General features: G+C 53.3%; 25 protein-coding genes. 14 read left to right on the forward strand and 11 right to left on the reverse strand.

What is annotated here, in order from left to right:
* Positions 1-381: 381 nt before the first annotated feature.
* A complete protein-coding gene (locus H5P17_RS24770; protein ID WP_020827157.1) occupies positions 382-696 on the forward strand; it encodes a BON domain-containing protein in 315 nt (104 codons plus the stop codon).
* A 41-nt stretch (positions 697-737) separates the two neighbouring features.
* Here the strand turns inward: H5P17_RS24770 and ompW are convergent, their stop codons facing one another.
* Positions 738-1,382, reverse strand: coding sequence for an outer membrane protein OmpW (gene ompW / locus H5P17_RS24775; protein ID WP_020827158.1), 645 nt, complete (start codon positions 1,380-1,382; stop codon positions 738-740).
* 283 nt (positions 1,383-1,665) lie between these two features.
* Here ompW and H5P17_RS24780 point away from each other — a divergent pair, with 283 nt between their 5' ends.
* On the forward strand, positions 1,666-2,106 hold the full coding sequence (locus H5P17_RS24780; protein WP_044551671.1) for a YkgJ family cysteine cluster protein: 441 nt from the start codon (positions 1,666-1,668) through the stop codon (positions 2,104-2,106).
* Between the two features lie 39 nt (positions 2,107-2,145).
* Positions 2,146-2,898 carry a YciC family protein gene (locus H5P17_RS24785; RefSeq protein WP_044551674.1) on the forward strand — a complete coding sequence of 251 codons (753 nt, stop codon included), beginning with the start codon at positions 2,146-2,148 and terminating at the stop codon, positions 2,896-2,898.
* A 47-nt stretch (positions 2,899-2,945) separates the two neighbouring features.
* Here H5P17_RS24785 and H5P17_RS24790 read toward each other — a convergent pair whose 3' ends face one another.
* Positions 2,946-4,649: a SulP family inorganic anion transporter gene (locus H5P17_RS24790; protein ID WP_182825689.1), complete on the reverse strand. Its 1,704-nt coding sequence runs from the start codon at positions 4,647-4,649 to the stop codon at positions 2,946-2,948.
* Positions 4,650-4,883: 234 nt separating this feature from the next.
* Between H5P17_RS24790 and H5P17_RS24795 the strand changes: the two genes are divergently transcribed.
* From H5P17_RS24795 to H5P17_RS24805, 3 genes are all read left to right on the forward strand, one after another.
* Positions 4,884-5,423, forward strand: a complete 540-nt coding sequence (locus tag H5P17_RS24795) for a septation protein A (protein WP_044551680.1) — start codon at positions 4,884-4,886, stop codon at positions 5,421-5,423.
* 75 nt (positions 5,424-5,498) lie between these two features.
* Positions 5,499-5,927, forward strand: coding sequence for an acyl-CoA thioester hydrolase YciA (gene yciA / locus H5P17_RS24800; protein ID WP_020827163.1), 429 nt, complete (start codon positions 5,499-5,501; stop codon positions 5,925-5,927).
* 248 nt (positions 5,928-6,175) lie between these two features.
* A complete protein-coding gene (locus H5P17_RS24805; RefSeq protein ID WP_182825690.1) occupies positions 6,176-7,201 on the forward strand; it encodes a LacI family DNA-binding transcriptional regulator in 1,026 nt (341 codons plus the stop codon).
* Positions 7,202-7,211: 10 nt separating this feature from the next.
* Here H5P17_RS24805 and H5P17_RS24810 read toward each other — a convergent pair whose 3' ends face one another.
* The 4 genes from H5P17_RS24810 to H5P17_RS24825 all read right to left on the reverse strand — a co-directional run bounded on the left by H5P17_RS24810 (position 7,212) and on the right by H5P17_RS24825 (position 11,367).
* Positions 7,212-8,180 carry a nucleoside hydrolase gene (locus H5P17_RS24810; RefSeq protein ID WP_182825691.1) on the reverse strand — a complete coding sequence of 323 codons (969 nt, stop codon included), beginning with the start codon at positions 8,178-8,180 and terminating at the stop codon, positions 7,212-7,214.
* Entirely contained in the window at positions 8,177-9,394 is a 1,218-nt protein-coding gene (tsgA, locus tag H5P17_RS24815; RefSeq protein ID WP_182825692.1) for an MFS transporter TsgA, read from the reverse strand. Before tsgA ends, H5P17_RS24810 begins: the two co-directional genes overlap by 4 nt.
* 335 nt (positions 9,395-9,729) lie before the next feature.
* Positions 9,730-10,476, reverse strand: a complete 747-nt coding sequence (gene tonB / locus H5P17_RS24820) for a TonB system transport protein TonB (RefSeq protein ID WP_044551690.1) — start codon at positions 10,474-10,476, stop codon at positions 9,730-9,732.
* Between the two features lie 237 nt (positions 10,477-10,713).
* Complete coding sequence (locus H5P17_RS24825; RefSeq protein ID WP_020827168.1) at positions 10,714-11,367, reverse strand: epoxyqueuosine reductase QueH; 654 nt, start codon at positions 11,365-11,367, stop codon at positions 10,714-10,716.
* A 180-nt stretch (positions 11,368-11,547) separates the two neighbouring features.
* Here H5P17_RS24825 and H5P17_RS24830 point away from each other — a divergent pair, with 180 nt between their 5' ends.
* On the forward strand, positions 11,548-11,844 hold the full coding sequence (locus tag H5P17_RS24830) for a YciI family protein (RefSeq protein WP_012145411.1): 297 nt from the start codon (positions 11,548-11,550) through the stop codon (positions 11,842-11,844).
* A gap of 280 nt (positions 11,845-12,124) precedes the next feature.
* Here the strand turns inward: H5P17_RS24830 and H5P17_RS24835 are convergent, their stop codons facing one another.
* A complete protein-coding gene (locus H5P17_RS24835; protein ID WP_044551693.1) occupies positions 12,125-12,679 on the reverse strand; it encodes a TetR/AcrR family transcriptional regulator in 555 nt (184 codons plus the stop codon).
* A 122-nt stretch (positions 12,680-12,801) separates the two neighbouring features.
* On the opposite strand from H5P17_RS24835, the gene H5P17_RS24840 reads away from it, so the two are divergent.
* Positions 12,802-14,274: an MFS transporter gene (locus H5P17_RS24840; protein ID WP_182825693.1), complete on the forward strand. Its 1,473-nt coding sequence runs from the start codon at positions 12,802-12,804 to the stop codon at positions 14,272-14,274.
* A gap of 196 nt (positions 14,275-14,470) precedes the next feature.
* Positions 14,471-14,962, forward strand: a complete 492-nt coding sequence (locus H5P17_RS24845; RefSeq protein ID WP_020827174.1) for a Dps family protein — start codon at positions 14,471-14,473, stop codon at positions 14,960-14,962.
* A 208-nt stretch (positions 14,963-15,170) separates the two neighbouring features.
* Here H5P17_RS24845 and H5P17_RS24850 read toward each other — a convergent pair whose 3' ends face one another.
* Positions 15,171-15,347, reverse strand: a complete 177-nt coding sequence (locus H5P17_RS24850) for a YciY family protein (protein ID WP_071827036.1) — start codon at positions 15,345-15,347, stop codon at positions 15,171-15,173.
* Between the two features lie 253 nt (positions 15,348-15,600).
* Between H5P17_RS24850 and cls the strand changes: the two genes are divergently transcribed.
* Positions 15,601-17,061 carry a cardiolipin synthase gene (gene cls / locus H5P17_RS24855; RefSeq protein WP_044551700.1) on the forward strand — a complete coding sequence of 487 codons (1,461 nt, stop codon included), beginning with the start codon at positions 15,601-15,603 and terminating at the stop codon, positions 17,059-17,061.
* Positions 17,062-17,117: 56 nt separating this feature from the next.
* Positions 17,118-17,441 (forward strand): HI1450 family dsDNA-mimic protein, encoded by a 324-nt coding sequence (locus H5P17_RS24860; RefSeq protein WP_004945300.1) that lies wholly within the window; start codon positions 17,118-17,120, stop codon positions 17,439-17,441.
* Positions 17,442-17,499: 58 nt separating this feature from the next.
* On the opposite strand, the gene H5P17_RS24865 is transcribed toward H5P17_RS24860, so the two are convergent.
* Entirely contained in the window at positions 17,500-18,264 is a 765-nt protein-coding gene (locus tag H5P17_RS24865) for a DeoR/GlpR family DNA-binding transcription regulator (protein WP_044551705.1), read from the reverse strand.
* A 304-nt stretch (positions 18,265-18,568) separates the two neighbouring features.
* Between H5P17_RS24865 and H5P17_RS24870 the strand changes: the two genes are divergently transcribed.
* The 3 genes from H5P17_RS24870 (at position 18,569) to H5P17_RS24880 (ending at position 21,707) form a co-directional block, all read left to right on the forward strand.
* Entirely contained in the window at positions 18,569-20,011 is a 1,443-nt protein-coding gene (locus tag H5P17_RS24870; RefSeq protein WP_182825694.1) for a glycerol kinase, read from the forward strand.
* Positions 20,012-20,034: 23 nt separating this feature from the next.
* Positions 20,035-21,282, forward strand: a complete 1,248-nt coding sequence (eutH, locus tag H5P17_RS24875) for an ethanolamine utilization protein EutH (RefSeq protein WP_182825695.1) — start codon at positions 20,035-20,037, stop codon at positions 21,280-21,282.
* 68 nt (positions 21,283-21,350) lie between these two features.
* Positions 21,351-21,707 carry a DUF1937 family protein gene (locus tag H5P17_RS24880; protein ID WP_182825696.1) on the forward strand — a complete coding sequence of 119 codons (357 nt, stop codon included), beginning with the start codon at positions 21,351-21,353 and terminating at the stop codon, positions 21,705-21,707.
* Positions 21,708-21,777: 70 nt separating this feature from the next.
* On the opposite strand, the gene H5P17_RS24885 is transcribed toward H5P17_RS24880, so the two are convergent.
* Positions 21,778-22,995: an FAD-dependent oxidoreductase gene (locus H5P17_RS24885; RefSeq protein ID WP_182825697.1), complete on the reverse strand. Its 1,218-nt coding sequence runs from the start codon at positions 22,993-22,995 to the stop codon at positions 21,778-21,780.
* A complete protein-coding gene (locus H5P17_RS24890) occupies positions 22,992-24,389 on the reverse strand; it encodes an NAD(P)/FAD-dependent oxidoreductase (RefSeq protein WP_182825698.1) in 1,398 nt (465 codons plus the stop codon). Before H5P17_RS24890 ends, H5P17_RS24885 begins: the two co-directional genes overlap by 4 nt.
* Positions 24,390-24,544: the final 155 nt, after the last annotated feature.

The raw sequence follows: 24,544 nt of genomic DNA on the forward strand, positions 1-24,544 counted from the left end.
AACGGGCGCAGGTAGGAGATGGGGTGCAAGCGGGGGCGGCGGGTGAAATACCGGGTCGGGCAATCGTAAAAATTACGAAGAAAAAAAAAGCCAATCCGAAAAAAATGCGGCAAAAACGGGGGATTTTTACGCGTAAAAGAAAAGGGCCACCCGGGGAAAAGGGCTAAACGGGGGGGTGAAGAAGATTGCGCCCGCCGATAACATCTTGTTTACCCTCAAAGTTGTGCAATTTTTTTTACATCTAAAGTTTGAACAAACCCAATTCTTGTCTCACACTTAGCGTTGCGCGTCGGGCATTTCTTTATTTTTTAGGGGTGCGCTACGTCTTCAGGTGAAAACCCGAATGTAGTTTCAACAATAACATTGCATGGAGAGTAATTTATGAAGCTATTTAAAACCCTTTCGGTCTTGTGCATGGCTGCCGTTGTGGCATTCGCAGTGAGTGCCTGCGCGCCAACAGCGAAATCTGAAGGGACTGGCGGTTATATTGATGACACGGTAGTGACGACCAAGGTGAAGTCAGCGCTGCTGGCGGATAAAACCATCAAATCTACCGAAATCAGCGTCGAGACCTTTAAAGGTCGTGTGCAATTGAGCGGCTTTGTTACCTCGAGCGCCGATGCCAACCGTGCAGTACAGGTAACTCGTGGCGTAGCGGGTGTGAAATCCGTCGAGAACGTCATGCAGATCAAGTAAAAAAGCGGAGGCGCTGTATGCGCCTCCCTGTTTCACCGCTATCAGAAACGATAACCAGCCCCGAACATGAACACCCATGGATCCAAGCGAGTGTCGATACTGTGGTGATTACCGGCCGCATCGTCAAAGCGCGTTTTGGTTTCGATGTTCATCCACCAGACTGACATGTTCAGCATCCAGTGCTCATCCAGGTTGTAATCCAGCCCCGCCTGCGCGGCTACGCCCCAGGAGTCTTTTAAACTCAGGTTGCTCAACCCGGCATCTTTGCCGTTGTCGTTGAATTTTTCATCGAAGAAGGTGGTGTAGTTAACCCCCACGCCCAGATACGGACGCAGTTTGTCCTGCTTGTCGCCAAAGTAATACTGCGCCATCAGGCTCGGCGGTAAGTCGTGCACCGTAGCGATATCACCGTTCACGGCGGAACCGTTCAAGCCCACCTTGTGGCGAAACGGCGTTGCGGCCAGCAGTTCGACACCAATATTGTCCGTAACCATATAGCCGAAGGTCAGGCCAAGCTGGGTGTTATTATTGGCGCTGAATGAGCCCTGCCCAAGTACATCATCCGATCCGGCATTTGGTCGTACGGTCGCAGAACCTGCACGGAAAAGAAAATCGCCTGCCTGATGCGCACTTGCCAACATAGGGGCCATCATCGCCGCCAATACCACCAGAGTTGTCTTTTTCATTATCCATTCCATTTGTGTGGTTATCATCCAAGGGGAATATACCTACTTACGGGTATTTATGATCCCATCGAGATCACATCTTATGTGTAAAAATTTTAATTCCTACTAAAAACAAGGTTACCTAAGAGACTAATAAATCGAGAATTGATCTGAATCAAAAAACGCTTTTTGTTGCAAATTATTTACATGTTCAAATTTCAGTTGCTAAAAAAAACGCCGCTGCGTAATTTCATCTTCCGTGTTGGTTTTGGTTGGTGTCGTAAGGAGTCGGCGGGCAATCAAGATGAGCGAAATTCAAAATCCCTGTGTCAGTTGCGGCGCATGCTGCGGCTATTTTCGAGTGTCATTCTATTGGGCCGAAGCGGAAGATGGCGGCGGCGTGGTTCCTTTATCCCTAACAGAGCCGTTAACCCCCTTCCTGCGCTGTATGCAGGGGACCAACAGCAAGTCACCACGCTGCACCGCACTCGACGGCGAAATCGGCAAAGCGGTTTCCTGTTCTATTTATCTTAATCGCCCCAGCCCCTGCCGTGAGTTCGATCAGTCGGGAGAGAATGGCCTGCGTAACGAAGCATGCGACCGCGCTCGCGAACGTTATGGCCTGCCGCCATTGCCGGTTCCTCTACCGCTGCCTTTGCCGAACGAGAGGATCGACGAAGAAATAGCCGTAGTGCAATTCGCGGGGTGCCACAGCGACGTGGAACAGGGTACAATCGCCCACTGATTTTGATTTATCTCTGTTTCTCGATGCCAAGGAGTCTGCATGCCCATCACGGCCAACACGTTGTACCGTGACAGTTTTAATTTTTTCCGTAACCAACTGGCCAGTATCCTGATACTGGCGCTGTTGACCGCGTTCATCTCTGTGCTACTCAATCAGGTTTTCAGCCCTGACATCGAGCAGTTGAAGATCCTGAGCGCAACGGAAGGTGACTTTGCTGCATCCGCCGGTATGGGGATCCAGGAAATCATTCAACAAATGACGCCTGAGCAGCAGATGGTGTTATTGAAGGTATCAGCCGCCGCCACTTTCTCCGCGTTAGTGGGTAACGTGCTGCTGGTAGGCGGGATGTTGACGCTGGTTCGCCTGGTTTCTCAGGGCCAGCGCCTGAGCGCCCTGCGTGCTATTGGCGCTTCCGCGCCGGAATTGCCGCGTTTGCTGCTGCTGCTGTTTATTTGCACGCTGCTGATCCAGCTGGGCCTGACGCTGTTTGTCGTGCCGGGTGTGATCATGGCGATCGCCTTCTCGCTGGCACCGGTGATCACCACTGCCGACAAGAAAGGCGTATTCGCTTCGATCAAACTGAGCTGCAAACTGGCTTTCGCCAATGCGCGCGTGATTGTTCCGGCAATGATGCTGTGGCTGGCGGCCAAGCTGCTGGTGCTGTTTATGGTGAGCCACCTGTCGGTGCTGACCCCGAACGTCGCCAGCGTGGTGCTGACGGCGCTGAGCAACCTGGTTTCCGCCCTGTTGCTGATTTACCTGTTCCGCCTGTATATGCTGCTGCGCAGCTAATCTTGCGACAGGATGCAAATAAGGCACGCTTCGGCGTGCCTTTTGGTTTATGGGATGGTGGGCGGCTCCGCCTGCTCCTTGCTTTGGATCAGCTTCAGCGCCAGGTACAAATCCGGTACCAGTATTAACTCCCGATCGCGCCCCACCCGGTTGATGCGGAACCAGCGCGTCAGTTCGGTTCGTCTTCCCGCCAACACCAGCTTAACGTTACGCTGTAACAAGTCACGTTTCAGTTCATCGATTGCCGCCAATACGCTGATGTCGGCGTGGGTAAAGCTGGCAACGGCGTCCACCACCACCCAACGCGGCTGAAACGGCGTGCCATCGACCAGGTTCAGGATCCGCCGTTTGAAATACGCCACGTTGAAATAGGTCAGCGGCGAGTTGAAACGGTACATCATCACGCCAGGTACCGCCTTGATGCCGTTATTGTTGCCCATCGAGTGGATCATGCCTTCGTCATTGACGCCCAACAGCTGCTCCGTCGGGCGGAATACCGTGCGCAAGAACTGCATTAGCCCCAGTAACACCGCCAGACCAATGCCGCTGATCACCCCCACCAGCAGTACACAAAGGAAGGTAAACATCGCCAACCTGAAGGCCTGCGCATTGCGACGCCGCATGATCCAGATGCCGCGAATATCCAACAGCGACCAGGCGGCGTACATCAGTACCACCCCCAGCCCTGCCACCGGAATAAATTGCAACGGAGCCATCAGGAACAGCAATACGAAGGCAATCACCCCCGCCGCAATGATCGAAACCAGCTGACTCTTGCCACCGTTGGCGTCATTGACAGCCGTGCGCGAATCCGCCCCGCTGATGGCGAACCCCTGCGATAACGCCGAAACAATATTCACCAGTCCCAGTGCCCGGAATTCCGCGTCTGCATTCACCTCATAACCGTTCTTGGCGGCAAAGCTGCGGGCGGTCAGCATCATGCTGACGAAGCTCACGACCGCCAGGTTAAGCGCCGGGATCACCATATCGCGCAGCAAACCCGGCTGGAAATCCGGCCACTGCACTATCGGCAATACGCCGCTAAAACCGCCTACCGTCACTACGCCGTGCTGCTGCAGCCCACCCGCCCAGGTAACAAAGGTCGCCAAAACGATGGCAAACAGCGGCGCCGGCCAGTTAGGCCGCCACTTTTTGAACCCGATCAACGTAACCAGGGTCAGCAGTGAAACCGCCATGGTCAAGACATCGCTGTGCATCAGATTGCTAGGTAAAGCATAGATTCGCTCAATCAACTGTGCCGGATGCACGCCAAAGCCGAGCACTTTGCCAATCTGATCGACCATGATGGTAATTGCCACACCGTTGAGCAGCCCACTGAGTATCGGCCGGGAGAGCAAGTCGGCAAGCGCCCCCAGTTTGAAACGACTGGCCAACAGACACCAGGCGCCCATCATCGCCGTCATCATGATGGTAAGCTGCCAGTGGCGCTCCATATTGCCCGCCGCCAGCGGCGTCACCACCGCGGCAATGACCGCGCAGGTTGCGGCATCCGGCCCGACAATCAGCTGGCGTGAAGAACCGAAAAAGGCATAGGCAACCATCGGCAAAATACAGGAGTAAAGCCCCACTACCGGGCTAACCCCGGCCAATTCGGCATAGGCAATTGCCACCGGCAATGCTACGGCGGCAACGGAAAGGCCGGCACGAATGTCCGGTTTAAGCCAACTGCGTTGATACCCTAATAAATGCGTCAAACCGGGCGTGAGCGCCTGGAGAGATTTCCACTGCATAACCTGTTTTCCGTTATAAATTATCCGGCTATTATTGGGCATATCATGCGATGCCAATGCCGCGCTGGCAATCCGCCCGCCGCGAACTCGCGACCTCAATCGTAAGTTTATGCAAATTCCTGCTTTCACGGCGGAAATCCGCTGGCCAAACGCCGATAATCAGCGCTTCCCAGCGGTACACAGAACCCGCCAAATCCGGTATAGTCGGCCGATGAACAGATGATGGATTGATTTATGAAGCAGTTTCTTGATTTCCTCCCGCTAATTGTCTTTTTTGCATTTTATAAGCTCTACGATATTTACGTGGCTTCTGGCGCACTGATTGTCGCCACCGCCCTGGCGCTGGTGTTCACCTGGTTCAAATACCGCAAAATCGAGAAGATGACGCTGATCACCTTCCTGATGGTGCTGGTGTTCGGCACCCTGACATTGGTGTTCCATAACGATTTGTTTATCAAATGGAAAGTAACGATCATCTACACGCTGTTCGCGCTGGCACTGCTGATCAGTCAACTGGTACTCAAGAAGCCGTTGGTGCAGCGGATGCTGGGAAAAGAGCTGACACTGCCGGATAAAGTCTGGAACAACCTTAATCTGGCCTGGGCGGTGTTCTTCCTGGTCTGCGGCCTGGCGAACATCTACGTCGCTTTCTGGCTGCCTCAAAGCGTTTGGGTCAACTTTAAAGTGTTCGGCCTGACGGCGCTGACGCTGGTATTTACCTTGCTCAGCGGCGTTTATATTTATCGGCACATGCCGGAAGAACAGAAAAAATAGTTACAAAATTGTTAATGCCCGTAGTGCTTGCTACGGGCAGTATAGTGAAATCCCTTCTTTGATAAGCAGACAGCTATGACTCAACAACGACCTTTACCCAGTGGCGAAATGGTGCTGCGCACGCTGGCGATGCCGGCAGATACCAATGCCAACGGTGATATTTTTGGCGGCTGGCTGATGTCGCAGATGGACATCGGCGGCGCTATTCAGGCAAAAGAAATTGCCGAGGGGCGCGTAGTAACAGTTCGCGTCGATGGTATGACCTTCCTGAAACCTGTCGCCGTAGGTGATGTGGTATGTTGCTATGCGCACTGTATCCGTACCGGCCGCAGCTCTATCACCATCAATATCGAAGTGTGGGTCAAGAAAGTGTCCTCCGCCCCGATAGGCCAGCGTTACCGCGCAACCGAGGCAGTATTTACCTATGTCGCGGTGGACGACGAGGGCAATTCGCGAGCCCTGCCCGACGGCAAAATGAATTTCCGTGTAGGTTTCGACGAATAAGCCGTAGCGACAAAATTCGTTTTCAATTAGCCCGATGCATCCCATCGGGCTTTTTTATTGCCGCAGGTTAATCATCAAGTTTCAATAACGCCTTTTGGCGGTTAAAGGCCTGTATCTTGATTTTGCTTGTGTATAATCAACCGGGTACCCTCACGACGTGGGACACCCGAGTCGGCCTGTCGGTATCTTGGTCAGTGCTCCGCCTATCAATTCATCTTGTGGCATAAAATTGAGGTTATAAGTAGAGAATGGCTACCCTTAAAGACGTTGCACTCCATGCCGGTGTCTCTGTAACGACCGTATCTAATTTTATTAATAATAAAAAAAAGCTCAAAGATGATACCCGGCAGAACATTCTGGAAGCCATTCAAGCTACCGGCTACCGACACAATGCCTTGGCCGCCTCACTCAAGAAAAACGCCGCCAGTTTAAAAAGCATTGGCATCATTTCGATCGTCGACCAAAACCCCTTTTTCTCCGAGCTGTTTTTCAAGCTGGAAAATGAATGCTTCAAGCAGGACTTTACCGTTATCTCCTGCTTCCGCCATGCCGATAAAGAGGATTTGCACACCTACATTAATTTAATGTCGGGCCGCGTGGACGGCATCATCCTCATCTCGTTGAAACGTGACAAGATTGATACCGTAATCAAACAGATCCATGCGGTGCCGGTGGTGGCTATCGCTTTCGATATCGGTGATGTGATGAGTTTGTGCGGCGGGACAGAGTTCAATTTACATAATGAGACTGGCGGCTACATAGCCGGAAGGTTCTTGCTGTCCAAAGGGCACAAAAAAATTGCCTGTGTGACCGGCCCCAAAGCGTTAAAGACCACGACAAACCGTATCGCCGGTCTGAAAAAAGCTCTGGGGGAATTTAACCTGCCTGAAGACTCTGTCGACTATATCGAAGGAAACTACACCTATCAGAGCGGCGTTGACGCCATGTATCAGCTTTTTTCCTCCGCGGCGCTACCGACGGCCATTATATGTCATAACGATTTAATGGCCATTGGCGTACAAAATGCGGCGAACGAGCTGGGCCTGAAGATCCCCAGAGAGCTTTCGGTCATGGGCTATGATGATATAGAAATGTCCCTGTTGTCTTTCCCGTCACTCACGACGGTTCGCATTCCGTTGGACGACATTGCTTCCCAGGCCCTGGAAGGGCTGACCATGAAAATGTCCACCCCAGGGAGTAAAGCCATCATATCCATAACGCCCAGCCTGGCTGTCCGGGGATCGGTCAGTGAGCCCGTCGATTTCGGCAAGTAAGTTACAGAAACTAAAGGGCCCCTCTCTCCACCATCGTCGCCATATAAAGGTCAAGCACCCCCTGGTGATCAACCTGAACGCATACACGTTGCTGCGGTTTCCCACTCCACTCATCAATCGGATAACGTTTTACCCCCTCTTTAAGCAGGGTATGTCCAATGGCGGGCCCTTCGGTAATGACCCGTATCGCGCCGACTTTGACGTCGAACAGCTCAGGGGCAATCGCATAGGCAATGGCCGAAGAGTCGTGCACATAAAACCCTTCCATACCCACTTCCCGTTGATGAAAATCAGCATAAAAACGCGTTATCCGATAAATGAATTCACCGTAGCGGGCTGAATCCCGGCGTAGTCGATCAATATATTCGCCAGTCATTACCGTTTGCTGAGTAACGTCCAGCCCAACGACAGTCACCGGCCAGTCAGTGGTCATCACTTTGTCGGCCGCATGCGGGTCACCGATAATATTGGCTTCCGCAAAGGGGGTCACATTGCCGCTGTGGCCGTGATGACCAAATGCCCCGCCCATGATAATCACCTCTTTGACCAGGCCGGCAATGCTGGGGTCCTTTTCAACTGCCAGGGCCAGATTGGTCAGCCTGCCTACGGCGATAAGCGTGATTTCGCCAGGATGGGCTTTTAGGGTGTCGATAATGTAATCATGGGCCGCTCGCTTATCGATGCCCCGATAATCCCCTGCGGGGATATCGATATCGCCCAAACCATTGTGCCCATGCACAAAGGTGGTTGGTTCACCTGCCGCGACAACCAGCGGGGTATCTGCGCCCATGGCAACATCCGCTGTCAGACCAAACTTCTGCTTGATATACAACGCATTTCTTGTGGCATTCTCGATAGTGGCATTGCCAAAAACCGTGGTGATCCCCACCAGTTCTATCTGCTCGCTGGCATGCGCCAGCAGTATCGCCATGCTGTCATCAATACCGGGGTCCGTATCAAAAATGACTTTTTTCTTCATGAATATATTTCCTTTGTGGATTTGGTGTTTTCAATCTTCTCAAGCAGCAGACAGGCAACGATGGCCATACTCACGGTGGTAAAGCCCAGCGCCGTCATCAACATCGCACTGGCCACGCCGAACCTTTCGACTATGGCGGCAGACAAGGCCGGTGAAACCGTGCTGCCGACCGTCCCGCACGTCAGTAAGAAGGTGACCAGCACCGCCGGGGAATTCTTAACCTGTTGAGAGCCAACGGAAATGCCTAATTTATAAACGCACGAGGTCAGGAAACCGAAGCCGAGGGTGAGGGTCAGGAACACTTTCGGACTGGGGGTCATGCTTAAGTAAAAGGTCAGCACAATGGCGATGAGAGAGACTGCCACCAGCATTTTCCGCGCCGGGATCCTGTTCACCAACACGGCCGCGGTGATCAAACCAAACACGGATGGCCCCCAATAGTTGCCTACGGCCGCACCGGACTGCGCCGCTGACAAACCAAACGCCTGCTGCAGATAGCTGGGCGACCAGGTCAGGAAAGTGCTCTGGGCGAACAGATAGACACAGAGCGCGAACCCCATTAAAACCACTCTGGGAGTCATGATCTCTCGGAAGTTAAAACCACGATTATTGGCGTTAGCATCACCATCACGGCTTTCGGCTAGATCCTCTTTGGGATAGCGCAAAACAAAGGTGCTGATAAACACCAGCGCGGCAATCACGCCCGCCAATCCGTAGGCGGTGGTCCATTGCATATTGGCGGCGATGATCATCGTCGCCATCGAGGGAAAGATAAAACCGGAGGCGCTAAAAGCACAATCAGTGGCGATAAAGGCAGAGGCGCGTTTGTTTTCGTTGAAAACCTTGGAGATAAGCACCGCGCCGCCCGACAAGCCGGTGCCGCAGCAGGTGCCCAGAATAAAAAGATAGCCTGAGACGACAAACGGATTTCTGACATCCAGAAACACCAACGCGGCCAGCACAATCAGAAAAATGGCGTAGGTGATGCGCAGGATATGGCGGATCTCAAATCGGGAATACACCACCATCGAGATAAACGTTCCCAAAAGCGTGCCGCCGGTCAGGTAAGAAAACATCGCTGCGGCGTCCGTGATGCCCATACCCAGATAAACAGACATCGGTTTAATGACAATACCTATCTGAGTGAGGAGACCGGCCATCACCATATAGGTCATAAATGAGACAGACAGTAAGCTGGCTTGGTAAGAACTCATGGTTTTCCCCGAAAAGGTTTAACGTTACACCGTTTTATTTTGTTTTATGTGGCGGGAAGTTGAAGTGATCGGGTTCACAATTAAGTTAAATAAGCGTTAATGTTGCGTAAAGTGAGATAACGATCGGCTTTTGCTCAGAATGTGAGGATAGGATGTGAGTTTAACTCTCAAAGGTAGTGAGTCAGGTTTTCTATAGCAGAACTCATTAAGGTTTATCGTTACACCTTTTAGTGTTAATAAGGCGTATTGCCGAAGGAAGGTACGCATACTGAATTTCAGACAGCAAAAAGGGCCGCCGAAGCGACCCTTGTCTTTAATTAACCCTAACCTGCCGGTCAGTCCATTTCCGTGGTGCCGTTAATTTTAAAGCGAATATTCACGGTACGATCTTTCGCTTCTTTGGCTTCATAACGCCACTTACGTAATGCCTGTTTCACCTCACGCTCAAACATATTGCGGGGTTCCGCAGACAGGATGCGCACGTTACTCACACGGCCGTCGCTGTCGATATCGAACTGCACTCGTACATTGCCTTCAATCTGCAATGCTCTGGCGCGTGGCGGATAAATCGGATCGGCGCGACTGATTGGTCTCGGCCCCACATCACGCGAATTCCCTTGAACCGGCGCTGCCGGCCCCTGCTTCACTGGCGCTTTGTCGATGGGCTTGGCCGGCTCTTTATTTTCAAACGGCGAAGGCTCACGCGGCTCAGTTTTTTGCGGTTCACGCTTGACCGTTTTTTCGACCTTAGGCTTAGGTTTTGGCTTCGGCTTAGGTTTTACCGGCTCAGGTTTCAGTATTGCCTTCGGTGGCGGCTCCGGGATCGGTTCCGGTTCCGGCTCGGGTTCAGGCTCCACCTGCGGTTCTGGCTCCGGCTCGGCCGGCGCCGGAGGTGGCGGCTCCGCCATCGCGGCGGTATTGACCATCATGACGCTGATTGGCGCATCTTCAGGTTTCGGCAACTCCATGACTTCTTTGACAGAAGCATAGAGCAGACCCGCCACCAGGGCGCTATGTAAGCCAACGGACAGGACAATCGGCACGGACAAACGGCGATTAAGGAACATCTTTTTTAGCGGCATAATGATTCTGTTTCCTCTGGTTCGCCAAGTTTAAATGCAAATAGCAATCATATTCAATAACGAATGGCAAACTATCGCTCTAATCGTCGTTATTCATCGCTAAAACCTGCAAACTCATGGGGATATTAACCTTTCATTTGCCTTTTCACTGAGGCTTTTACACGCTTCATTAACCTGATTTACCGCCGCCAAAACCAAAAAACCCGCCGTAGCGGGTTATTCTTCATCAATGTGGCGTTATTCTTCATCGCCGTAATACAGCACGCCCAGTTTGATCAGCGGTCGGCCCTGAGCTTTGCGGTGCAGGTTGGTGTCACGAAGTGAATAAACGCACCCACAATATTCCTGCTGGTAGAAGCGCTCGCGCTTGCTGATGTCGATCATTCGCGACGCGCCGCCTTTTTTACGCCAGTTGTAATCCCAATACTCGAGATCCGGATATTTTTCTGCCGCACGCACGCCACAGTCGGTGATTTGCTGCATGTTCTTCCAGCGGGAGATGCCCAGCGAACTGGAGATGGTGTCATAACCATTTTCGTGCGCATACAGCGCGGTACGTTCAAAACGCATGTCGAAGCACATGGTGCAACGGATGCCGCGCTCGGGTTCATGCTCCATCCCTTTGGCGCGGGCAAACCAGTTATCAGTATCGTAATCGGCGTCAATAATGGGGACGCCGTGCTGCTCGGCAAAACGGATGTTCTCGTCTTTGCGCAGCAGATATTCCTTTTGCGGATGGATGTTCGGGTTATAGAAGAAAATGGCGTACTCGATACCGGAGGCCTGAATGGCTTCCATCACCTCACCGGAACAGGGAGCACAGCAGGAGTGCAGCAGCAGTTTGCTTTTGCCCTCAGGCAAGTTGAGTTTCTCTCTAACCAGTTCCGTCATTTCTCTACCTCACAAACCTTGTCCAATGAATCGCGCGGCCGCACTATACGAATAAACACTAGCGGCTTCAAGGCATAAGCGCCAGCCGTGGCTAAATTCCAGCGGGCGGGCATTCCCTTGTCTCGTCTTTTGCGTTACTTTAAATTTACCGTTCTATAGCAATGATTTTAAAGGTGAAACATGCTTTATCTGATCTACGCGCAAGACGTCCCCAACTCACTGGAAAACCGCCTGTCGGTGCGCCCCGCACACCTGGCGCGCCTGCAGGCACTGCGTGATGAAGGCCGTTTAGTGGTTGCCGGCCCCAACCCCGCCATCGACAGCAACGATCCGGGCAGCGCCGGTTTCAGCGGCTCCACCGTTATTGCAGAGTTCGCCTCGCTGGCGGACGCACAAGCCTGGGCGGAACAAGATCCCTACGTCGCAGCTGGAGTTTATGCCGATGTGACGGTAAAACCCTTCAAACAAGTGTTCTAGCGTTAATGGCAACCCGCTGCTTTTTCGCCGCGGTGGGTTGTTATGACTGGCAGCACCAGCGTCACTAATAGGGTAATTTGATTTTAGCCATTTAGCCTCCCCCCGTTAAATCGCAGACAAAAAAAAAGCCAGCACGGAGTGGCTGGCTAAAGGGTTCTTCGAGGGAATATCTTGTTTGATAAACATACTCCCTTCCCCGTTGAATTCGCCATCTATCGGTGTGATAGGCAAAGCCTGAGCCGCTTATTTTTAGCCCCCGCGTGGAAACTTCTCTTGATGTTCAGCGACTCGCCGCGTTTTGCAAAATCAATGTCTGCATATCCGCAAACATGGCATCCCACTCAGCCGGGTCAATCTCCATCAAGCCAAAGTAACGCAGCATAAATGCCCCTTCGGTGGCCAAAAATGCCAGCCGCGCGCGCTTGCCTTCCTCAGTGGCTAAATCCAGTCCGACGATCCGACTACGGTACCATTCGCGCGTGCTGTCCAGATGCTCCGGCGTTTGGATCAAGGTTGCCATCAGCCCCGCCGCCTTGGCGCTGGAGGCCTGATCGGAGCTCCTGGTTGCCTGCAAATGCGCCTTAACAGTCGTGCTGGCCGAGGGATTTTCGCCAGCAATCTCGTCAAAGACTCTTTCATAGGCCTTCCCCCAGCGATCGAACATCGCATCAATCAACGCGTCTTTGCTGCCAAAGCAATACTGCACCCCACCTTTGGAAATCCCCATGGCTCTGGCGACGGAATCAATGGTCAGCCCGGCGGCGCCCTGCGTGGCGACAATCTCTTCGGCCACGTCCAGAACCTTGTCACGATCGATGCTGCGTTGACGTCCCATTGAGAAACCCTCTTTTCAATACATACGTATGGATATATATTACGCCAGTATACCACCCGGCAATCCCGAGCGGTAACCTGAAAGCCACGCACCCGCGTCGCTTGTTTTTTTGGAATAATATTATGCACGTAAACAACCGCTGGTTGATCCTGGCAATGATTTCCAGCGCGCTATTTTTGATTATTATCGACATGACGGTACTTTACACCGCCTTGCCACGGCTGACCCTGGCGCTGGATGCCAGCGCCTCGCAAAAATTATGGATCGTCAATGCCTACCCACTGGTGGTCGCCGGTTTGCTGCCCGGTGCCGGCATGTTGAGCGATCGCCTCGGCCACAAGCGGTTGTTTATTGCCGGGTTGCCGGTATTTGCCGTCGCCTCTCTTTGTGCAGCCTTTTCTCCCTCGGCCGAATGGCTGATCGCCGCCCGCGTCTTCCTTGCGGTAGGCGCCGCGATGATGATGCCGGCTACCCTGTCCATTGTCCGTCATGTCTTTACTGATGAGCGTGAGCGCGCGCTGGCAATTGGCATCTGGGCGGCCGTGGCCTCTGGCGGGGCTGCCATTGGGCCGGTGGTTGGCGGCGTACTGCTGGAGTATTTCTGGTGGGGCTCGGTGTTTTTGATCAACGTTCCCGTGGTGATGGTGGTGCTTCCCCTGGCTTGGCGGTTGATCCCCCACTGTGGCGGCGAAAATAAGTCTCCTTACGATATCATCGGCTCAGTGCAAATCATGGCCGGTCTGGTGGGCTGCATTTATGCATTGAAAGAGTTAAGCAAGGCGTCTCCCTCCTTTAGCGCAATGGCCATTGCCGCTGCTGTCGGCATTTTCTCACTTTGGCGTTTTGTCCGCCGCCAACGGCAGAGCCGCAGCCCGATGATAGACTTCACATTGTTTAAAAATCGGCTGTTTGCCGGCGGCGTCGGGGTGGCGCTGGTGTCGATGATCGCGTTGGTCGGCGTGGAACTGGTGCTGACTCAGCGGCTGCAACTGGTCCTTGAACTTAGTCCGTTGCAGGCCGCACTGTTTATTCTGCCTATTCCGCTGGCGTCAGCGCTAGCTGGCCCCATGGCCGGCTTGCTGCTGCCACGCTACGGCGAGCGCAGCATGATCCTCGGTGGCTTTATCCTGACCGGCCTTGGCATCGCTGGCCTGGCCCTGCTTTACCAGAGCAGCCTGGTGCTGCAGCAGATTTGTCTGTTCATCGCCGGTTTTGGCTTGGGGGGCGTGATTACGGCAGCCTCGACCGCCATCATGCTAAATGCGCCGGAAGAAAAATCCGGTATGGCCGCGTCGATCGAAGATGTGTCCTATGAGTTGGGCGGCGTTCTGGGTATCACACTGCTAGGCGGATTGATGACCGCTATCTATAGCCACAGTCTGGAACTGCCGGCGAGTCTGCCGGTGAGTGACATCGCCTACGACAGTATCGACGAAGCCCTGCGGCTGGCTGCCAATCTGGCTGCCGATCAGGCAGAGCAGCTTAAACAGCTGGCGCGGCTGGCATTCGATCGCGCGTTTATCGTCGTGCTGATTGCGGCCGCTGTATTGATGGCACTGGGCGCCGGTGTGGCAAAAATGGCATTGCGCAAGTAATGGTCGAAAGCTGCTGTTGTTGTTAACGCATTCTGCTTAAACTGATTTGGCAATTTGCTTCGCGGATTTATCGATATTGGTTTTGACGATGGTATTGATGCTTTTGATCGTCTTTAACCCTGCGATAAATCCGGTTACTGTGTTTGTTATGGATATTGTGTAAATCATCGAATCAAATAATCAGGAGAAGATTATTATGGCAACGACGAAGAAAGCAGCGAAAAACCATATCGGCCTGGACAGCAAACAATCGGCAAAACTCTCGGAAGCCTTGAATGCGCTGCTGGCGAATTATCAGGTGCTGTATATGAACGTACGCGGCTACCACTGGAACATCTCCGGCCCGCACTTCTTTGAGCTGCACGTCAAATTTGAAGAAACTTATAACGACCTGCTGACCAAGGTTGATGAACTGGCGGAGCGTATTTTGACTCTGGGTTCGCAGCCTCGCCATGCCTTCAGCGATTACCTGAAAACTTCCGATATCAAGGAAGACACCAACGTCACCGACGATAAAGGCACGCTAAGCGGTTTGTTGCACGGCTATTCGGTGCTGCTGCAGCAGCAGCGTGAACTGCTGACGCTGGCCGCCGATGCCGGTGATGAAGGGACAGCTTCACTGATGAGCGACTACATCAAAGAGCAGGAAAAACAGGTGTGGATGCTTAACGCCTACCTGGGAAAATAACCCCAGCCTGCGCTAACAAAACAGTCCCCTCAGGGGCTGTTAGGCCGTTGACAAACATATAATGTTTGGCGGCAGCCGCTAAAGATTTTGAAAATAAATCAGGAAAATCAATTTATTGATTTTCGGCTGATAACACAAAGGGGGAAAAACCACGCTTTTCTCCCCCTTTGTCAATAATCTGACAGTCCCCTCAGGGACTGTTTTCGTTTTACCACTCGTACGACACCACAAACAGCAACGAACGTCGGTGCTGATCGTCCAGGCGACGCCGCACCCGAATGATATGCCGATTGCTGCATGACTGGCGTTCCAACCAGCGATGCCTGCGGCGCTGGCTCTGTCGCAACATCCGCCAGCGGCCCACTTCGTTTCTACTGCGTCTCATCGTTTCGTTACTCATTCGTCAAAAGCCAACGGCGGGCATTATAGCCCTTTCGCCGTGCGATCCAAGCCACAACTTGCCGTATTTCACTCTGTTTCGGTGGCGCGACTGGCAGCTTAAAATGCTCTTTTTGTTTACAGCAAGTCCCTTAAGATAATCATATTTTTGCAACATAAGGGCGGAGAAAAGGTTTCCCCTTTACCATTCTGTGCGTACACTCATCGTTGGTGGTTTGCGAACGGGATTTTTCGCCTTTATGACAACATTTTATACCGTAATCAGTTGGCTCATGGTGTTTGGTTACTGGCTGCTTATCGCCGGTGTGACCCTGCGTATTCTGATGAAACGCCGAGCCGTACCTTCTGCGATGGCCTGGCTGCTGGTTATCTACATTCTGCCGCTGTTCGGTATTGTGGCTTATTTATCTTTTGGCGAATTGCACCTGGGCAAGCGCCGCGCCGAACGCGCCAAGGCCATGTGGCCCTCTACCGCACGCTGGCTGAGCGAATTAAAAGAGAGCCAGCGGATCTTCGCCACGGAGTACAGTGAGGTCGCCAGACCCCTGTTCCAACTGTGCGATCGCCGTCAGGGCATTGATGGCGTCAAGGGTAACCAACTCCAACTGCTCACCACCACCGACTCGACGCTGAAAGCGCTGATCCGCGATATTGAGCTGGCTCGTCATAATATAGAGATGGTGTTTTATATCTGGCAGCCCGGCGGGCTGGTGGATCAGGTCGCCGAGTCGCTGATGGCCGCCGCGCGCCGCGGCGTACACTGCCGACTGTTACTGGATTCTGCCGGCAGCCTGCAGTTTTTCCGCAGCCCCTATCCCGGCATGATGCGCAATGCCGGTATCGAAGTCGTGGAGGCGCTCAAGGTCAACCTGTTCCGCGTGTTCCTGCGTCGAATGGATTTACGCCAGCACCGCAAGGTGGTGTTGATCGACAACTATATTGCCTACACCGGCAGCATGAACATGGTGGACCCGCGCTATTTCAAACAGGATGCCGGCGTCGGCCAATGGATCGATTTGATGGCGCGCATGGAAGGCCCGGTCGCCAGTACCATGGGGATCGTTTATGCCTGCGATTGGGAGATTGAAACCGGTAAACGTATTCTGCCGCCGCCGCCGGACGTCAATATCATGCCGTTCGAACAGGAAAGCGGCCACACCATCCAGGTTATCGCTTCCGGCCCCGGCTTCCCTGAAGAGATGATCCACCAGGCGCTGCTGACGGCCGTTTACTCTGCGCGCGAACAGCTGATCATGACCACGCCTTACTTTGTGCCAAGCGACGACCTGCTGCATGCTATCTGCACCGCCGCCCTGCGCGGGGTGGAAGTCAGCATTATTGTCCCACGCGACAACGACTCGACGATGGTACGCTGGGCCAGCCGCTCATTCTTCTCCGAACTGCTGGAAGCTGGCGTGCGGATCTATCAGTTCGAAGGCGGTCTGCTGCATACCAAAAGCGTGTTGGTCGACGGTCAGCTCAGCCTGGTGGGTACGGTGAACCTGGACATGCGCAGCCTGTGGCTGAACTTCGAAATCACGCTGGTGATCGACGATGACGGTTTCGGCACCGATCTGGCCTGTGTGCAGGATGATTACATTGCCCGTTCGCAGTTGCTGAACGCCCAGGAGTGGCAGAAACGGCCATTCTGGCATCGGATTGTCGAGCGCCTGTTCTACTTTTTCAGCCCGCTGCTATAAATGCCGTAGCGGGCATGGTTTAATAACGCCAAATCATTTGTGATCGGGATTTAATTATGGATTTGAATAACCGCCTTACTGAAGACGAAACGCTGGAACAGGCTTACGACATCTTTCTGGAACTGGCCGGCGACAATCTGGATCCGGCGGATATTCTGCTGTTCAATCTGCAGTTTGAGGAGCGCGGTGGCGCAGAACTGTATGACCCTGCGGAAGACTGGTCGGAACATGTGGATTTTGACCTGAACCCGGATTTCTTTGCCGAGGTAGTGATTGGCCTGGCTGACAGCGATGGCGAGCCGATCAATGACGTTTTTGCCCGCGTACTGCTCTGCCGCGAGAAAGACCACAAGCTTTGCCACATCCTGTGGAAAGAGTAACTTTCTGATATCCATATAACCCTGTCGATCATCGCGACCGGCAGGGTTGCTTACCCCCTCAGGCCACAATCACCTGGAGATTTGCCGGGAAAACCAGGTTCTTCAGTTTCTTCTCCGGATCGCTGGTCACCAACCACGAGATATCTTTTAACTCTGCCACCAGCCCTGTCGCATGGTTATTCAACTTGTGTCCATCGGCAAGGACAATGGTTTTGTTGCTGTTTTTGATCATCTGACGGGCAATGGCGGCCTCGTTCAAATCCTGATCCATCACCCCTGCCTTTGGGCTCACCGCTCCGGCGCCGATGACCGCATAATCCGCATAGAAAGCGCTGATCCCCTGCAATGCCACCGGGCCAATGCACTCCATTTTCGACAGGCCGAACTGCCCGCCAATCAGGATCAGGTTAATCGTTGAATTATCATGGAACAGGTTGGCGATCACCGGAGAATTGGTGATGACGGTAAGCTGGTTAATCCCGGCAATCTGCTTGGCAAATTCCAGCGTCGTGGTCCCGAAGTCGATAAAAAGCGAGTCCCCTGGCTTGATCAATTCGGCCGCTTTAATGGCAATGGCCTTTTTGTCATCCTCGGCCAGTCTGGCCCGCTGATTAAACTCCAGCTCAAACCCATATTGAGCTATGACCGCCCCACCATGGATTTTCTTGATGTGTTTCAGCTCTTCAAGCTTATTCAGGTCTCTGCGGATGGTTTCCTGCGAGACATTAAAGTCATCAGCCAACTCATTGACGAACACCTGCCCACTATTTTTCAACTTCTCGAGAATGATGTTCCTTCGTTCTAATGCGTTTGAGTAATCCATCTTCTGATCCATTATGTTGTCTTTAGCATTATAAAAAGTGTGGGTTTAGATGACGTTTTAATTGCTTGGTAGACAATTGTTTACCAACTCCTCACGTGAAGCAACCGCCTATTTCACTTTTCACAGGGCAAAAACCACAACAACCACAGCATAACCACACTGTCAGAAGTTAAAACCAAGACATTGGTCACAATTAAATCGAAAATTGTGAGTTTGATGTTGATTTAATGTGTAGTAATGATACTAAATAATATAAACGGGCACAATGACAACATCTAAACCACAAAATAGACCTGAGGGCTTTATGCTGAATCAACGCTATGCAGCCATTGACCAAGGAACAACAGGAACACGCGTCGTGGTGTTCGGCGAGGATGGAAAACATTTTTCCCCCGCCGCCATCGCGCACAAACAATTAACGCCCAATCCTGGTTGGGTTGAACACGATCCCATGGAGATCCTGCGCAATATTCGCACCTGTCTTAGCCAGTGTGGGGTGGTGGATGCCATCGGTCTGGCGCACCAGGGCGAGAGCGTCGTCGCCTGGGATGCCCAGAGCGGCCTGCCGCTCTATAACGCCATTATTTGGCAGGATCAGCGTACAGGATCCGTCATTCGTCAGTTGCGCAATGAAGGTATGGAAGAAACCGTTCGGGCAAAAACCGGCCTGCCGCTGGATACCTATTTTTCCGGGAGCAAACTGGGCTGGATCATGCGCAATGTGCCTGGCGCCCGTGAACTCTCCCGTCGAGGCCACCTGCGGCTCGGCACCATGGACAGTTTTTTCATGTTCCACCTGTGCGGTACCCACGCCACGGATTACAACTCGGCCTCAAGGACCTCGCTGTTCAATATTCATACTCTGCAATGGGACGAGGAACTGTGTCGACTTTTTGGCGTCCCGATCGATGCCTTGCCTGAAATTCGCGACAATACCGGTCACTTTGGCGACGTAAACTGTGCCGGTAATACCACGCCACTGACGGCCTGTATCGTCGATCAGTTTGCCGGCACCTATGGACACGGTTGTCTGCAACCTGGCCAGATGAAAATCACCTTCGGCACCGGCGCATTTTTGCAATCGATTACCGGTACCAAGGTTCCTGATTCACAGGGCTCGGGGCTGCTGCCGACGCTGTGCTGGAAATTACCGGGCGAGCCCCCGCTCTATGGCCTGGATGGCGGCGTCTATAACGCGGCATCGGCCATTAACTGGGCCAAAAAGATTGGCTTGTACAGCGATATCGAGGAGTTCTCCGATTTCCCTGAAGAACCGGCTATCGCTCGCGGGTTGGCTTTTATCCCGGCACTTTCCGGCTTGGGCTGCCCCTATTGGGATCGCTCGGCCGCCGGGTTATGGGCCGGACTGTCGCTAGAAACCGAACGCAAAGACATGCTGCAGTCCATTCTTGAAGGGATCGCCATGCGCTCGGCCGAGGTGATCTACGCCATGGACAAAGTTCGCCCGATCGGCGACACCATCTCCGTGGACGGCGGCTTGTCGGCGAACCTCTACTTTAAGCAGTTCCTTGCCAGCTTGATCCAAAAGCGCATCGTTACCCCTGCCAACCGGGAAATTACCGCGCAGGGTGTCGCTTTGCTGGCTCGCAAGGGCTTAGGCAACACCCACCCCATGAACATCAGAACACAACAAACAACCACCGAGCCTGCGGAACGCGATCTGTCACCTTATTTTGCAAAATATAAGGACATTATTTCCCGTTCCCGCAACCTGCGCGGCGAATAAATAATAAGAAAGTGGAGGCAATTATGTCCGAGATTGGCAACATCATTATCTATATCATTATGGCCGGAACCCTGCTTGGTGCCATGGCATCGGTGGTCAAACCCGAAAGCGGCTTAGGCAAAGAGTTCGTCAATGGCATTCATTCCATTGGCCCGGTATTTCTGGCCCAGGCCGGCATTATGGCGGCAATCCCCATTCTTTCCTACGTCATTACCTACACCGTCGGCCCCCTGTTCCAATCTATGGGATCGGATGCGTCCATTGCCGCCCTGTCGATTATCGCCGTTGATATGGGCGGCTATCAGTTGGCGGACGCCATTGCCGCCAACCGCGACCAGTGGATCACGGCCATGCTGATTGGCTACACCTCCGGGGCCAGCATCGTTTATTTAATTCCGGTCGGCCTGGTCATGCTGCAACAAAAAGACCACAAATATCTGGCGCTGGGTGCCATGGCGGGCTTAATCAGCATCCCGTTTGGCGTGCTGATATCATTGATGATCATCACGCTTAATAATATTCCGGTACGGGATATCATCTCTACGGCGTCCCCCGCCAACCATTATTTAAGCATCGACTTTTTCAATGCCTTGCAACTGCTTTCCCCGCTGTTCATCTTTTGTATCCTGCTGGCAATAGGGCTGAAATACCGCACGCTCTGGATGGTAAAATGCTTCCTGTTCTTCGGTAAGATTATGGATGCCTTTATCAAAATGCTGCTGGCTGCCTGCATCATTGAGCACTTCACCGGGGCCTTTAGCAAAGTCTTTGGCGGCTGGGTATTCGATCCACTTTTCGCCGATGAAAAAGAACTGTATCGGGCGATCGAGATTGCCGGCTATATCGGCATCATGCTGGCGGGGACCTTCCCGATTTGCTACCTGTTCCAAAAATATTGCCAGCGCCCGATGAAGTTTATCGGTCGACAACTTCGGCTCACGGACGCCGGAGCCATCGGCATGGTCATGGTGCTGGCCAACATCATCGCCGTTTATCACCTGTTCAAAGATATGCGCGCCCGTGACAAAGTGCTGTGCGTGGCCTTTGGGATCTGCGCCCAGGCGACCTTAGGCGACCACTTGGCCTTTACCGCCAACTTCCAGCCCACCCTGGTCCTGCCGATTATGGTCGGCAAATTCCTTGCCGGCGCCATTGCCGTAACCATCGCAATCTTTATTTCCGTACCGGAAGCGCAACGGATGGAGCAACGCGACGAGCTCGAAGAGGCGGCGGCGCAAAGCGCCAGGCCAAGCGTTCCTCTGACAGTTTAATTCCCTGATTATCCCCCGCCGTGCCTGGCCACCAGGCACGGCTTTCTTTTAAGCCTATGAGGTTTTCCATGCGTAAGATATTCCTTGCCTGCCCCTACAGCCATAGCGATGAAAACGTAGTACAAGAGCGTTTTCTCGCCTGCAACAGGGTTGCCGCCAACATCATCGAGGCAGGCCATGCGGTTTTCAGCCAGGTCACGATGTCGCACCCGATTAATTTACAGCTGCAAAACACCGATAAAACAGCGATTGGTAAAATGTGGGCGCCGGTAGACGCGCTGTTCTTAGCCATGATGGAAGAGTTGATTATTTTGGATCTTCCCGGCTGGGATAAAAGCGCAGGCATTAAACGAGAGATTGAGTTTTATCAGTCGCACAATCAACGCGTAAGTCTGTGGTCCGAGGTTGAGCACGAATTCAAATAGCTCGCTTAGGTACCAGAATAAACTAAGCCTGCATATGCAGGCTTTTCACTTGGCTGGATGGGGAGTACCGCTATCGGGCAATCACGGTCAGTTGACTGTCCGGGGTCACTCCAGAGATATCGATATTTTTCAGAAGAATACGGCGTTCAGGCAAACAGCGGTGTGTTCCGCGATAAAGCTCCTTCTCGCCATCGCGCACGATAATCTCGCCTTTATGGTAACGGTTAACGCGGACATTGAGCGTGACGCAATCCGCAGCCTGCGCTGAGACGGAAACCCGATTTGGCGCAGCAAGGCGGAATACCTCATCCAGTTGAATGGCAACATTGAATCGCGGCGCGTCATCCTGTTGCAGAGATTGTGCAACCTTCTGGCCTACGCGCAACCCTTCCTGGTAACACTGATCCCCCATATCGGCTGGGTGGGTCATATTACCAGCGACATAATAGTCCGGATCGGAACAGCGACCGTGCTGATCGAACCATGGGCGGCCAGTCTCAGGCTCATAGGCCAAATGGCTGTTACGGATCAGCGTGTACTCGCCGGTAAAGCGCCCGGTAAAGATGATGCTGTCGCAGGCCAGCCGTTGTGAGCTGCCGTCTGCGGCGGTAAATTCGATGCTTTCCACCCGCTCGCCGCCGTTGATTTGAGTGACATGCGCCCCCAGATGGAGTTTAACCCCCATAAGACGGGCATATAACGCGGCCACGCGGAACGCCGTTGGCCGGGTGTTTTCATCGATCATAGCCAGCGCCTTGATGCCCGCATTGCGCAGCGTCCAGATCGTGGAAAAGCTGACCAACTCAGACCCGATGATCACCGGCTTAATGCCCGGCTTGAGTTTTTTCAGATAGATAAACTGCTGTAACGCCCCGGCAGTCAGAACCCCCTGAGGCCTTACGCCGCTGACCAGCCTGGCATGGCGCGGCGTTTCGCGTACGCCCGTGGCAATAATCACGCGTTTGGCACGCAAGGTTTCAAGGCCCCGATCGCCAGAGATGATCACCTCACCGCCGGGCTTGATATTTACCACCGTGGTGCCGGTTCTGATTTCACAATGGTTTTCCACCTGGCTCAGTATGCGTTCAGCCCAGAGGTGCCCTTTCATCGGCCGGTGAAAAGTCTGTATGCCGAACGTCGGATGACGGCAATGGCGCGGTACGCCGCCCGCCTGCTTTTCCCTTTCCAACAGCAGAACGCGGTTTACGCCTTCATCCCATAAAGCACGAGCGGCGGCCAAACCGGCCGGCCCGGCACCAATAATAATCACGTCATATGACTGACTCATTCCATCCTCCCAACAACCAGAGTGTTGTCCAAACGATCGCCCACGATTTCGGCCACCTGATTACTGCAGAAAAAGCCGTTGCAGCGTCCCATCATGACGCGGGTGCGGCGACGCAAACCACCGATACACTCAGGCGGAACCGCCGAGTGGAATGCCGCCTCCAGCTCGCGCCGCGTGACCAATTCGCAATGACACACGATGCCGCCATTGCCCGAACAGGTATAATCGCGCGGCTGATAATCAGACAGCATCGGCATCACCGGCCACTGGAGTTCAGCGGGCGGTTGATGCGTAAATAGTGGGTTGAAATGGTCGCGATAAAGCGTTTCTACATGGGCGGCAATCCCCAACGCAGCGGTCAGCCCGGTGGAGCGGATCCCTCCTACGCTGATCCAATTTTCCTGCGGGTAGTGATAAATTCGATACTCTTTCTTTTCCGTTGCCGGCCGTAGCCCGGCGTAGGTGGCGGTCACGCTGTATTGCGTCAATGTCGGCAACATCCGACTGCCTTTTTCAATCAGCCCTTTGAGCACCGACTCATCGACATCGGCCCGGTTACGATCGGTTTGCTCTTCAGCCGTCGGGCCCAGGATCATATTGCCGAAAATGGTTCGACACAGCAGCACGCCTTTGGTCGTGGGCGTCGGAACCGGCAGGATAATGGCATTGATATCCGCCGCAGCGGCTTTGTCATAGACCAGAAACTGCCCTTTCCTTGGGCGGATTTCATAATCCGGTTTGCGCCACAGGCCATCGACCAGGTCGCCATGGTTACCCGCACAGTTGATCACCAGCCGAGTGCGTACGCTGCCCTGGTCGGTCTGCAATAGCCAACCTTGCTCGTCGCGCGTCGCCTTGGTCACTTCGCAGTTAAAACGGTATGCCCCGCCGTGCATCACCGCCTGCGTAACGTAAGCGAGTGGTGCGCTCCAGGGATCGATGACATATTCGCCCGGAACCCATACTCCACCCAGCGCACCCTCCGCCAGTTTTGGCTCACGCTGATAAACTTCGGCGGCCGAAATCTGCACTACGTCCGTCACCCCATTTTCATGGGCCTGTTTCACTATGCCAGGCAGCGCCGCGAGCTGTTCTTCGTTCCAGGCCACTACGATGGCCGTGGTCTGCAACAGCGGGAGGTTCATCTTTTCCCGGATTGCCAGATACTCGTCGTAACCCGCCTGCATGCACTGCAGTTCCAGACTTCCCGTCGGCGCATCAAAACCGGTATGGAGGATCGCGCTGTTGGCTTTGCTGGCACCGGACAAGATATCGCCGCCTCGCTCCAGCAATAGCGTTTTCGCGCCCATCAGGGTGAAACGTCGGAAAACGGCGCATCCCACTACGCCGCCCCCGATAACTACCACATCAACATTTTCATTTAGCTGTGTCATACGCGTTTTCTCACCACGAAACATGTGATAATAAAACCACATAAGCCACACCATTACAACATTAAAACCACACATCAGAATCACAAAGGCCACAGTGAAAATCATGTAAAAACCTATCTCTAATACAAATCTCCGAGCCAACGACACGTAAAAAC

It is taken from the genome of Serratia sp. OS31, assembly GCF_014164835.1.
Classification (GTDB): domain Bacteria; phylum Pseudomonadota; class Gammaproteobacteria; order Enterobacterales; family Enterobacteriaceae; genus Serratia; species Serratia liquefaciens_A.

Bases quoted from the DNA above. Each gene is read 5' to 3' on its own strand.
- cls (WP_044551700.1), top strand. From the start codon at position 15,601: ATGACAACATTTTATACCGTAATCAGTTGGCTCATGGTGTTTGGTTAC.
- H5P17_RS24785 (WP_044551674.1), top strand. From the start codon at position 2,146: ATGCCCATCACGGCCAACACGTTGTACCGTGACAGTTTTAATTTTTTC.
- H5P17_RS24790 (WP_182825689.1), bottom strand. From the start codon at position 4,649: ATGCAGTGGAAATCTCTCCAGGCGCTCACGCCCGGTTTGACGCATTTA.
- H5P17_RS24780 (WP_044551671.1), top strand. From the start codon at position 1,666: ATGAGCGAAATTCAAAATCCCTGTGTCAGTTGCGGCGCATGCTGCGGC.
- H5P17_RS24870 (WP_182825694.1), top strand. From the start codon at position 18,569: ATGCTGAATCAACGCTATGCAGCCATTGACCAAGGAACAACAGGAACA.
- ompW (WP_020827158.1), bottom strand. From the start codon at position 1,382: ATGAAAAAGACAACTCTGGTGGTATTGGCGGCGATGATGGCCCCTATG.
- H5P17_RS24880 (WP_182825696.1), top strand. From the start codon at position 21,351: ATGCGTAAGATATTCCTTGCCTGCCCCTACAGCCATAGCGATGAAAAC.
- H5P17_RS24805 (WP_182825690.1), top strand. From the start codon at position 6,176: ATGGCTACCCTTAAAGACGTTGCACTCCATGCCGGTGTCTCTGTAACG.
- H5P17_RS24865 (WP_044551705.1), bottom strand. From the start codon at position 18,264: ATGGATTACTCAAACGCATTAGAACGAAGGAACATCATTCTCGAGAAG.
- H5P17_RS24830 (WP_012145411.1), top strand. From the start codon at position 11,548: ATGCTTTATCTGATCTACGCGCAAGACGTCCCCAACTCACTGGAAAAC.
- H5P17_RS24795 (WP_044551680.1), top strand. From the start codon at position 4,884: ATGAAGCAGTTTCTTGATTTCCTCCCGCTAATTGTCTTTTTTGCATTT.
- H5P17_RS24835 (WP_044551693.1), bottom strand. From the start codon at position 12,679: ATGGGACGTCAACGCAGCATCGATCGTGACAAGGTTCTGGACGTGGCC.
- H5P17_RS24845 (WP_020827174.1), top strand. From the start codon at position 14,471: ATGGCAACGACGAAGAAAGCAGCGAAAAACCATATCGGCCTGGACAGC.
- H5P17_RS24890 (WP_182825698.1), bottom strand. From the start codon at position 24,389: ATGACACAGCTAAATGAAAATGTTGATGTGGTAGTTATCGGGGGCGGC.
- yciA (WP_020827163.1), top strand. From the start codon at position 5,499: ATGACTCAACAACGACCTTTACCCAGTGGCGAAATGGTGCTGCGCACG.
- tonB (WP_044551690.1), bottom strand. From the start codon at position 10,476: ATGCCGCTAAAAAAGATGTTCCTTAATCGCCGTTTGTCCGTGCCGATT.
- eutH (WP_182825695.1), top strand. From the start codon at position 20,035: ATGTCCGAGATTGGCAACATCATTATCTATATCATTATGGCCGGAACC.
- H5P17_RS24885 (WP_182825697.1), bottom strand. From the start codon at position 22,995: ATGAGTCAGTCATATGACGTGATTATTATTGGTGCCGGGCCGGCCGGT.
- H5P17_RS24770 (WP_020827157.1), top strand. From the start codon at position 382: ATGAAGCTATTTAAAACCCTTTCGGTCTTGTGCATGGCTGCCGTTGTG.
- H5P17_RS24840 (WP_182825693.1), top strand. From the start codon at position 12,802: ATGCACGTAAACAACCGCTGGTTGATCCTGGCAATGATTTCCAGCGCG.
- H5P17_RS24860 (WP_004945300.1), top strand. From the start codon at position 17,118: ATGGATTTGAATAACCGCCTTACTGAAGACGAAACGCTGGAACAGGCT.
- H5P17_RS24850 (WP_071827036.1), bottom strand. From the start codon at position 15,347: ATGAGACGCAGTAGAAACGAAGTGGGCCGCTGGCGGATGTTGCGACAG.
- tsgA (WP_182825692.1), bottom strand. From the start codon at position 9,394: ATGAGTTCTTACCAAGCCAGCTTACTGTCTGTCTCATTTATGACCTAT.
- H5P17_RS24825 (WP_020827168.1), bottom strand. From the start codon at position 11,367: ATGACGGAACTGGTTAGAGAGAAACTCAACTTGCCTGAGGGCAAAAGC.
- H5P17_RS24810 (WP_182825691.1), bottom strand. From the start codon at position 8,180: ATGAAGAAAAAAGTCATTTTTGATACGGACCCCGGTATTGATGACAGC.